Source organism: Ensifer sp. YR511, assembly GCF_900103045.1.
Lineage (GTDB): Bacteria > Pseudomonadota > Alphaproteobacteria > Rhizobiales > Rhizobiaceae > Ensifer > Ensifer adhaerens.
Genome location: NZ_FNGR01000070.1, coordinates 1 through 10115 on the forward strand (window position 1 = coordinate 1; position 10115 = coordinate 10115).

At 53.2% G+C, this 10115-nt stretch carries 8 protein-coding genes and 2 pseudogenes; 5 read left to right on the forward strand and 5 right to left on the reverse strand.

Annotated features, from left to right (window positions below; all coding sequences use genetic code 11):
- Positions 1 to 223 precede the first annotated feature (223 nt).
- Positions 224 to 604: pseudogene (locus BLU15_RS38430) on the forward strand (transposase); the annotation flags it as partial.
- A 279-nt stretch (positions 605 to 883) separates the two neighbouring features.
- Here BLU15_RS38430 and BLU15_RS38440 read toward each other — a convergent pair.
- From BLU15_RS38440 to BLU15_RS38450, 3 genes are all read right to left on the reverse strand, one after another.
- A complete protein-coding gene (locus BLU15_RS38440) occupies positions 884 to 2830 on the reverse strand; it encodes a MacB family efflux pump subunit (RefSeq protein ID WP_090302521.1) in 1947 nt (648 codons plus the stop codon).
- Positions 2831 to 2833: 3 nt separating this feature from the next.
- Positions 2834 to 3949, reverse strand: a complete 1116-nt coding sequence (locus tag BLU15_RS38445) for an efflux RND transporter periplasmic adaptor subunit (protein ID WP_371590420.1) — start codon at positions 3947 to 3949, stop codon at positions 2834 to 2836.
- 146 nt (positions 3950 to 4095) lie between these two features.
- On the reverse strand, positions 4096 to 4707 hold the full coding sequence (locus BLU15_RS38450) for a GntR family transcriptional regulator (protein ID WP_090302525.1): 612 nt from the start codon (positions 4705 to 4707) through the stop codon (positions 4096 to 4098).
- A 158-nt stretch (positions 4708 to 4865) separates the two neighbouring features.
- On the opposite strand from BLU15_RS38450, the gene BLU15_RS39800 reads away from it, so the two are divergent.
- The 4 genes from BLU15_RS39800 (at position 4866) to BLU15_RS38465 (ending at position 9004) form a co-directional block, all read left to right on the forward strand.
- Positions 4866 to 5009, forward strand: coding sequence for a hypothetical protein (locus BLU15_RS39800; RefSeq protein WP_176960493.1), 144 nt, complete (start codon positions 4866 to 4868; stop codon positions 5007 to 5009).
- A gap of 83 nt (positions 5010 to 5092) precedes the next feature.
- Entirely contained in the window at positions 5093 to 5656 is a 564-nt protein-coding gene (locus BLU15_RS38455) for a lasso peptide biosynthesis B2 protein (protein WP_090302527.1), read from the forward strand.
- A 127-nt stretch (positions 5657 to 5783) separates the two neighbouring features.
- Complete coding sequence (locus tag BLU15_RS38460) at positions 5784 to 7283, forward strand: asparagine synthase-related protein (protein WP_176960494.1); 1500 nt, start codon at positions 5784 to 5786, stop codon at positions 7281 to 7283.
- A 50-nt stretch (positions 7284 to 7333) separates the two neighbouring features.
- Positions 7334 to 9004, forward strand: a complete 1671-nt coding sequence (locus tag BLU15_RS38465; RefSeq protein ID WP_090302531.1) for an ATP-binding cassette domain-containing protein — start codon at positions 7334 to 7336, stop codon at positions 9002 to 9004.
- A gap of 365 nt (positions 9005 to 9369) precedes the next feature.
- Here BLU15_RS38465 and BLU15_RS38470 read toward each other — a convergent pair.
- Positions 9370 to 9744: pseudogene (locus tag BLU15_RS38470) on the reverse strand (transposase); the annotation flags it as partial.
- A 45-nt stretch (positions 9745 to 9789) separates the two neighbouring features.
- A complete protein-coding gene (locus BLU15_RS40550; protein WP_090302533.1) occupies positions 9790 to 10095 on the reverse strand; it encodes a hypothetical protein in 306 nt (101 codons plus the stop codon).
- Positions 10096 to 10115 lie beyond the last annotated feature (20 nt).

Consider the following 10115-nt stretch of genomic DNA (forward strand, 5'->3'; position numbering starts at 1 on the left):
ACATCCGTGGCCTAGTGGAGCCGGATATCGCTCCCCATGCGGGGGCGATTTAGCCGTGAAGCAAGCCGTCAATGCGCATGGAAAATCGCGCTTACCTTTGCAGTGTGGCTTTTGCAAAAACCACTGTGAGACCTGATGCCCGGCTATGACCACCTGCTTCGCCTGATGAGGGGCTACGCAGCTGGTCAAAGCCTCATTCAGCGCAAACTTCCGAAGGTGTTATGGCAGCGAGTTCACCAGCAACGCGATCCTGCAATGGACGGACCGGGCCAAGGTGGATTGGCATTATATTGCGCCTGGTAAGCCGATCCAGAACGCTTTCATCGAAAGTTTCAATGGGCGGCTGCGAGACGAGTTCTTGAATGAAACTCTCTTCTCGTCACTGACCCATGCTCGATCAGCGCTTTCAAACTGGCGCAGCGATTACAACGATCATCGACCACACTCTGGACTCGGCTGGCTGACACCTGCCGAGTTCGCTCAGACAATCAACCCGCGACGTGATGCGGTGCTGCGCAGCCGGAATGGCTCCGCACCGCAACCCGCCGCTACCGCCGCAAACACCGAAACCAAAAACCGCTGGAGCGAACTCAAAACTGGATAAAACTTGGGGGCAAGGTCAAAGCACACCGCCGCCGCGGTTAGCGTCGCACCCACTTTGGCGGCAAAGTCGATGTCGCTCCATGTACTGCGCCATAGCTGCGTCACGCACATGCTCCAGGCGACGCGCGACATTCTCCTTTCCTCGGCGGGATCGGGGCAAATTAGAGACTATGGTCAACGAAGGCGCGCCAATGTTCTCTCAGCAAGCAGCTATCGGCCCGAATCACATAGGAGACGCCGTCTGGGTGAAGTTTGACCACCGCGCAGTCCCCCCGCTGCTTCAATCTCTGGCCAGGGCCTCAACGGGATGCAAGCGTGCGGCTTTTCGCGCCGGAAAGAAACCGAACGCAATCCCGATAAGCAACGCTGTGATGCACCCAACACCCACCGCATGTAAAGATATGACCATGGGGATGGGGAGAGCCAGATATGGTATTAAAGCCCCAAGGGCCAACGCGATCGCAACTCCTACGCCAATGCCGATAAGCGTAATAACTAACGCCTCTATCAAAAACTGCATCAGGATATCTGTGGGTCGAGCGCCAACGGCCATCCGCAGGCCGATCTCGTTCGTGCGTTCGCTGATCGAGACCAGCATGATATTCATCACGCCTACCCCACCCACTAGGAGGGCTATAGCTGCGATTGAGGCCACCAGTATTGAAAGCAGTTGTGTCGTTGATTCAATTGTCCTGCGCATTTGATCGCTGTTGAATGTGAAAAAGTCGCGAGCGCCGTGCCGCTTCTCAAGAAACGAGATTAAAGCTTGCTCCGCTGCGGAGCTGTCTACGCCCTCGTTAACGCGAACTACCAATTCGCTCAAACGGGCTGTTCCGGAAATCCGCGCAAACATGCTCATGTAAGGTACATAAACTTGTGGGCGTTTATCCTGACCAAGTCCGCCGGAAAGCTTCTCTGTCACTCCGACGACGACGAAGGGCACACCATCAAGGAATAGGACATTACCGAGACTATTCGAGTAGGTTCCGAACAAAGCTTGCTGGGCGTTATCATCAATAATCGCCTCCTGAAGAGTGCTGCTTTGATCATCGCCGGTAAAGTGGTTCCCCTGTGCGATCGGCCGTCGGGTGACCTCAAAATAAGCGTTACTCACCCCGGAAACCGTCCCGCTCACCACTCGGCCGTCCGACATTAGTGACCCCGATTTAGTCGCCAAGGGGCTGACGCTGTTTATGTATGGCTGCGTCATAAGTGCGGTAGCGTCGCTGGGTGTGAGTGTTTCCACCTTCTGGGCATTCTCGTCATCCCATCCCGTACCCGGCATTATCATGATGGAATTCGCGCCCAAGCTGTTTATCTGTTGCAAGACGACGCGTTGGCCGCCCTCGCCCAATCCTACAACCGCAATTACGGCGACGATACCAACGACTATACCAAACAGAGTAAGGGCGTTGCGAAGCCTGTGCGCTATGATGGATTGATAAGCGATGACGGCAGCCTCCGACATTCTTCGTAGGAAGCTCTTAACCGCACCGACGTTTTCCTGCTTGAGGTCGACCGGCGGGGGACGGCTATAATTTTGCGCTAGAGGTTTGTCAGAAATCACTCTGCCGTCGTGAAGCTCCACAATTCGATTGGCGTGCCGGGCAATTGCCATGTCATGGGTCACTATGATGATGGTGTGGCCGTTAGCATGGAGCTCTTTGAATAGCTCCAGGACAGTGGATCCGCTCTTTGAATCGAGTGCTCCGGTCGGCTCATCCGCAAGGATGACCTCGCCGCCATTCATCAGAGCCCGAGCAATCGAGACACGTTGCTGCTGTCCACCCGACATTTCCGAAGGGCGGTGTTCAAGTCGGCCCTCCAGCCCAAGATTGGTTAGCAGACGTCGGGCGCGAACATGTCGGCTTGATCTCGAAAGGCCGGCGTAGATCGCAGGCATCTCAACATTTGAGATCGCGTTTAATGAGCTCAACAGCTGATATCGCTGAAACACAAACCCGAAATGTTTTCGGCGAAGCTCGGCAAGCGCGTTCTGGCCAAGAGCTGACACGTCTTGGCCGAGAAACCTGTAGGTGCCCTCTGTGGGGGCATCCAAACATCCGAGGATATTCATCAAAGTCGACTTGCCGGAGCCACTAGCTCCCACCAAAGCTACGAACTCGCCTCGATCTATCACGAGTTCAACATTTTTTAGCGCCGCAACTCTCTCAGTCCCTAGTTCGAAAAATTTCCCTAAGCCGCGTAACTCAAAGAGATGCATCATTCTTTAACCTGCAAATGCTGGCGCGGCCTGATTGAGCAGCACGGTTTCACCCAAGCGAAGACCCTCGATCACTTGCGCCTGTATCCTATCGGTGAGCCCAACTTTGATCTTGCGCTCCGTCACTTCACCGCCAGCTCCGCGAACCTTTACGAGATGAGATCCGTCCGATTGCCGAATAGAAAGGGCCGCCCACGGTACGAGCAGGACGTCTTGCGCACGCCCTACGGTAATATGAACTTGCGCGGTCATCTTTGTGCGGAGTTTCCCCCCGATGTTTTTCACTCGGAGAATACCGTGATAATAGACGGCACTGTCTTTGGCAGGGTCCTGGGCGCTTTCCGACATAGTCTCTTTAGCTATGGACGGTGGCGCGAAATCCACGGCTTCCAATGAGGCATGGTAGCGGGTTTCCGGATCTCCGATGATGGTAAACCACACCATCTGGCCGGGACTTGTCCGCCAGACATCAGCTTCCGATATGCGAACCTTTACGACCATCTCACCAAGGTTGGCTATGACCGCAACCGTCGGCGCAGTCTGGACGGAGTTTAGCGTCTGGCCCTGCTCGACTGGCACCGCGAGGACTTGTCCGCCCATCGGGGCGGTTATCCGGGTATAGGCCAAATTGGTTTCAGCCGTCTCCAAGTCGACTTCACTTTGCTTGATCTGGGCATCAAGTGACGCGAGTTCCGCTTTTAGGATCTCGAATTTGGTTTCTGCTTCCTCAAAGGCGGATCTCGAAACGGCACTTTGCTCTATGAGGCTATTTTGCCGTCGGAGCGTGGAACCGGCATGTTCCATCTGCAGTTGTTTCACGCCCCGCTGGGCCTTCATATCCTCGACCTTCGCTTGCGCTACCCGTAAAGCGTTCTGCTGCGGAACGGCGTCAATTTCGGCGAGTAGCTCTCCCCGTTCCACCGTGTGGCCAGCGCGCACGTGTATCGTCTTGATCTGCCCGGAAACCTGAGCTCCCACGCGGACCATGGATGAGGGCTCCAATATCCCAAGGGCCAACACCTCTTCCCCAATCGCTCCCCTCGTTACCGTAGCTGTCATCGGAGTTGCCAGCTCACTCTCTGAAGCCGAAGGCAAGGAAAATAAGACGTACGCTGCCGCCACAACTGAAAGCGCGAGTGTCGATAGAAACAGCCTGCGATTTCGCCTCTTGTTCAATAAACTGGACCTTTTCTGCGTTGGCGTAGCACCACACTCTAATGCGCCTGGTCACGCTTGCCATGGCACACGCGGATGGTGTCACTACGGGGTTACGTGCCCGCTCTTTGGAGCAGGGCTGGGAATTTCCCGATAACGTGGTCAAATAGCTGATTGACTACAACACTGCATTCTTTGAGCCTGCCGCCGGCTAGATGCTCAATGGTGTTGCAAACTCCGTCGAATAAAAACTCTTTTGTTTCATTGTCATTCAGGTATGCGTTGCGGAAGAACCAGATCTTATCCCAAGTCGATCCGACAAATTCTCGCTCTGTTTCGCTGAAAACCTGACGGGTGATCATGTTTAAGCAATTGTGGTACTCACACAACAGAACGGAACCACGCTTTTCCATATCGCATTGCGTAAATTTTCTAATATCTGTACATTGTACCATTCGCCCGATAGCATACAAATATGATGAGCGTAGTTGCTCAAGATAAAATAGTGCTGCTGCACCGCTTATTCGTTCGACAAAGAATCCGCGGTTACGTTCCCAACGAAGAACGCCACGTTCGCTTAATCGAAGCATTGCCTCGCGAATTGGTGCAACGCTGGTGATGTATTCAGCCGATAGAGCCTTTGCGTCGAAGAAATGCATAGGTTCGTACCTCCCCGAGATGATATCTTTCCGAAGAATTTCAAAAACCTCGACGCTGGCTGCCATGTGAAGCTCCGGTCAGTGACGCAATGCAACCTTAAATACGTCAAGCTTATTTTGTTTTCAATCTATAAAACTAGCCATTTTATATCCACTTCATTCCCACCGTCTTTCAGTTTCGCGATATCGTCTCCCTGCCTTGTTCAACATGAAAGGAGAACGTCATGGCAAAGAACGTCGTACTGAAGTCCGAACCAGCCGAATCCGTGGAAAGCGTCGACCTGGGTAACGCAACCGCGAAGACACTCGGCAACAACAGCGCCGGCGTCCATGAAACCCTCGGACCGAAGCGCTACCGCACCTTCTAAGCCAGGCAACGGGGTGGGGCGAAGGTTCTCGCGCCACCCTTTCCTTCTTGGTCCGGCAACGAGCATCTTCTAAGCGGCTAGCTATGTTTGCAAAATTGCACAGCATTGAAGTCCATCTTGATCTGAACGAGAATCGGTATCGTGGGATACCTGTTGAACCCGACCCGATCGACTTCAACGCCGTATCGACGGTCTATAGGGATTATTCAACTCATACGTTCGAGGCTTTAGAGAATTGGCGATTCTTCCCGCGATTTCAATTGGCAACGCAGGCGGCCCGTACACTCCGCTGGCGCTCGATAAGGGTAATAGCGAAGGTTGCGGCACAACATGCTCAAATAATGGCGGAAGCTCCGACCACGTCGCTCGAGAATGTGGCAAGCATGATCGCTACATATAACCGCCTAAAAACGTTCCGGATCTTTCCCTTAAGCTGCATTCCAGACGCATTGGCCTGCCTGTTTTTCCTGCGAGATCAGGGTTGTAAAGCCGATTTCGTAATAGGGGTAAGAGAGAACCCCTTCAGGGCGCATGCGTGGCTGGAAATAAACGGCACGGTGGCAAATGACGTTGTTGCAAATGTCTTCAACTACACTCCTATCCTGCGAACAAGCAGAGACGAAAATCTGCGGGAGATTTCGCCTTGAACACCTGGCAGCCGACGTCCAAAAGCAGGTCTTTCACGACTGTGAAATTCACAAAATCGGCATATTTCAGCGGTTTGACACGAACCGATTGAGACATTTTGCGTCAAATATTCGACGCAAGACTGACGTGCAGGAAGAGACCCGGGCCATAATGTCGGGCTTGGTTGGTGATGGCGCGCTTTTGTTGTCGACACCATTTCAAAGCACCCTCTTCGTCCCGCCGTTCTCGGAGTTGAACATCTTCGCTTGGCAGATGGACGGTGACACCATCCTGTTCGATACCTTTGCGCGGTTCTCAAGCTTCGCGGCCCGCAATGAGATTAGTCTGCGGATCGATAAGGAACAGATCACCCAGTTCCTCGCCAGCGACCGTATGAACACCAAACAAACTGTCTTCTCCGGATTGGTCGAGATCGAACACGGATGCTCACTTACAGTGCTGGCCGATGATCGCGGCGCGTCGTTGGTAGAGGTAAACCACCTACCCGATCTCTTATGTGAGAGGTCTCTAACTCCCATGAGCGGATCCGACGCGGCTGAGGAGATACGAGCTCTGACGCTTGAGGCCATACAGTTTAAAGCTTCCCACGATACCGTTGGTATCGCGACCTCCGGCGGGTTTGATTCCTCCTTGATCGCTTTGCTCTACGGACGCGCATTCCCAGAGAAGGCGCTGCACCTATACCATGTGTACTCTTCCCGTGTCCGTGGCCTGAACGAAATCGAATACTTCAACGACGTGCGCCAGCGCCTGAGTAGCCATGTAACGTGGCTCGATGCTGAAACGACCAGGGATGTTCAACTTGATTTTCCTAACATGGCGCCTGGCTTTCGCCCCCACATGGTGGCGGGCTGGTATGAAAGAAACTGGAAGATGTACGCCGCGGCCAAACAGGATGGCGTCAGCGTGATCCTCAATGGAGACGGGGGCGATCAACTCATGCTTTGTTTGGATGAAATGTCTCTTGCCCGGGAGTTTCATAAGGAAGGTACACCTCTGCTACGATCGGTCGTGAATGAAGCGATTCTGAAGCAGAGTTCTGTGTGGCAGGTAACTCACAATTGGCTAGCAGGAAAATCGGATGACTACATGTCGAAGTGGATACATTTTGATGCGGACAATATCGAAAAGGTCAAACCATTCCTGAAATTAAAGGCTCTGTTTCCACGGAGAATTTTTAGAGATGCGGACCGTTACGAGAATCTATCCGTTTCCAGACAGCACCAGGTCTGCACCCTGAATGACGCAAAGTATAATTCGCTAGCAGCAGCTCTTGGTGTCTGTGAGCGCAAGCCATTCCTTTACTGGCCGCTAGTTCGATTTTGTGTTTTATGTCCCCGTCAAATTTTGCTTGCAGGAGGACGCGAACGCGGCCTGTTTCGTTCAGCGTTCTCGGATACTTTACCGCGGTCAATCGCTAATCGCGTGGGAAAATCCGGTGATGTTGATGTTGTTCAGCTGTTCGACTATGCAACTGTAAAGAAAAGAGTTTTGGCGTCTCACACGCTTGCAGACTACATTGAACTGGACGCTGTTTCGACGATTGACCCTCACAATCTTACGGACGAGATCGCAGGTTTTCTCATGAGGTGTGCGACTGTCGATGCCTATCTGAAAACAATTTGAAGTCTCGCATGTTTAGTGACGCCCGCGTGCGTTCGCGCTGAAAGACCCCAATGATCAAAATAGATGCGACAGATCTAAAGTCGCTTAGGACAATTTTTCGAGCTACATCCAAAAGGCACGTTTGGTTCGTTCTGGTCACTGTTGCCCTGACCACCGCGGCAACCGTTGGCGGACCGGTGGTGTTCGGCTACCTGATCGACAGCCTATCGGAGGGTTCACTACCCGTTCCGGCGCTGTTATTCTGCTGCTATGCGCTGTTTGTTGGCGGCAGCCGCTTTATAAACGATATCAGCTTCAAAATCGTTGAGTTTATTGAACTTGATGTCATTCACTACGCGGGAATTCATCTTTTCGATTCAGTACTAAAAAAGAAAGCATCCATATCGCATCAGTATCAATCTGGATATATGATAGATGCCGTCCGAAATATGCAGGAATCCTATGGGATATACGTTTTTCTAGTTTTCAGCACGCTCTTTCCTTCAATACTAGAGGCAGTTGTTGCGGCATTTGTGGTGGCTACTGTGATCAACTGGCAGATCGGTCTGCTTGTGTTGGCGTATGCCTCAGTGGTTATCGTTTTGACGTATATTTCTAACGTGAAAGCTCAGGCAAAGCAGGAGCAGGCTGTCGCAGCTTTGGCGGATAGCGCTGAAGTTCTCGGGGAAGCAATTGGATCATTTCAAATCATCAAGGCCGCCCAGGGCGGGGCTTGGTTCACGGAGATTTATCGCTCCTTGAGGGAGGAAGGGCGCGTGAACCGGCGACAGTTTCATCACATTCGGCTCAAGTTTGCCTTGGCTCGGTCTTTGACTTTCGCGCTTCAGCTCGGCCTGATGTATTTTGTCTCCGTGCGCTTGTACGAGAGCGGTGAGATTTCCATTGGCCAGATCATCATTTTCAACGGACTCATCTTGCAGCTCAATCGGCCAGCCGAGATGATCGCCAGAGCCATGGAAGACCTGCTTCTCGCCCGCCAGCTTCAGAGGGGTTACAATCAAATAATCGACTATCCCGAGTTTTCGCCGATTGCTGAAAGCAGCCCACTTTCTGCTAGCGAGGGGAAACCAATCGGGACCGAAGTTGTTGAATTCAAGAACCTAACGTTTAATTACAACGATGGCAGACCAATACTGCTCGACTTGGACGTTCGATTCCAGAAAGGGAGGATGAACTTCATTGTTGGGCCCAGCGGTGCCGGAAAGACAACGCTCCTGCGGCTTTTGCTGCGTTTCGTCGAGGGCTATCAAGGGAGTATTCTGCTGTTGGGGCGTGAGGTAAGTTCCTACAGCGAACCTGAGCTCTTTTCCGCTGTTGGATATGTCCCGCAAAACCCAGAGATCCTAGCTGCATCCTTAGCCGATAACGTAAGGCTGGGTGCCGATGCGGACGCTCACGCGATCCGCCAGACGCTGCAGGCTGTGGGACTTGCACAAGTCATAGAGAGGTTGCCCCAAGGCATTGATACAAAAATTGGCAAGAGGGGTATTGCATTGTCAGGAGGTGAAATGCAGCGCGTAGCAATAGCCAGAGCAATCCTGCTACGCCCAAAAGTCCTGTTGCTTGACGAACCCAGCTCGGCACTGGATGCCGATACCGAACGAAACATATTTGATCATTTGAGGGCCCGACAGGATGACATGATCATCATTGCGATCACTCATCGAAGAACAATGATCGAGGAAAGTGATTTCGTTCTTACATTTGACGACAATCCTTGACCAGATCAAGCACAATAGGCCGTCTCGTTTAGCGCGCCGAACGCCGTGTCGGGGCGCTTTACGGCAGCGTCGCGGATTCTGGGTCATAGATCTTTCAGAACCCTTTTTGCGATCGGCCAGGAGGATAGGTGTCGATTGCCCTGCGGAGCCATTAGAGGTTGCCAAGGCGGGCGAGCGTGCCGCCGACCAACTCAAGAGCCAGCCGCCAGCCTTGCCGATAAAGGCATCGCGGTCCTTCGCCTTCTCCGGGAACTCCAGGCCGAACGCACCAAGGAGGTTCCTGGTGTTCGATGCGATCAAGTCCGCCATCCTTTTCATGCTTCGCTTTCCGAGGTCGTCAAGGTGATCGGCAAGATTGCTGGCAATCCCCTCGGTGGGCGTCTGAGGAAGGCATTCACACGTTCGTCGATGTCCTTGCAGAGCTTCGATACGGATGACTTTGAGAGGCCCGTCATGCCTATGGCCTGCACCAGTTCATCGACCTTGCGGGTCGAGACGCCATTGATCCACGCCTCCTGGATGACGGCGACAAGGGCTTTCTCCACCGTCTTTCTCGGCTCAAGAAAGCCGGGAAAATAGCTGCCCGAGCGCATCTTCGGGATCTTCAGGTTCAAGGTGCCGAGCCGCGTCTCGAGGGATCGGTCGCGATAGCCGTTGCGCCAGGTCTGGCGGCCTTCGCCACGCTCGTAGCGCCCGGCTCCAATCAGCCCATCAACATCGGCCTCCATGATCATTTGCAGGTGAGCGTCCGGCGAAGGCATTTTCGCTTGATCGAGAGGCCGATATTATAGGCCGCGTTTCATCTCGTCTGCCATAACGCGTTCGACCACATCGGGATCGCATTGTTCATCAACGAGAAACTGGCGGATTCCACCATCCCATGTCCGTATGTCGGCGAGGAGATTTTGGAGTTCGCCCACGCCGTTCTCGGTCAGGCCCTTCGTGCCGTATTCGCTGCCGTCGCGGACATAAAGCAATTCGCCTTCGCTGATATTATCCGAGTTGGCGGTCACCTCTTCGATCAACTCGAGGTTCTCGCCGATCATCTCAGCGACCTCTTTGAGGGTATAGATGATCCTTGAGCGTGCCATCACGCAGCCTCGTACCGGTC

What these genes read in the sequence shown, in the direction of transcription:
- BLU15_RS38450 (WP_090302525.1), bottom strand. Translation starts at nt 4,707, where the DNA reads ATGGCAGCCAGCGTCGAGGTTTTTGAAATTCTTCGGAAAGATATCATC.
- BLU15_RS40550 (WP_090302533.1), bottom strand. Translation starts at nt 10,095, where the DNA reads ATGGCACGCTCAAGGATCATCTATACCCTCAAAGAGGTCGCTGAGATG.
- BLU15_RS39800 (WP_176960493.1), top strand. Translation starts at nt 4,866, where the DNA reads ATGGCAAAGAACGTCGTACTGAAGTCCGAACCAGCCGAATCCGTGGAA.
- BLU15_RS38440 (WP_090302521.1), bottom strand. Translation starts at nt 2,830, where the DNA reads ATGATGCATCTCTTTGAGTTACGCGGCTTAGGGAAATTTTTCGAACTA.
- BLU15_RS38455 (WP_090302527.1), top strand. Translation starts at nt 5,093, where the DNA reads ATGTTTGCAAAATTGCACAGCATTGAAGTCCATCTTGATCTGAACGAG.
- BLU15_RS38465 (WP_090302531.1), top strand. Translation starts at nt 7,334, where the DNA reads ATGATCAAAATAGATGCGACAGATCTAAAGTCGCTTAGGACAATTTTT.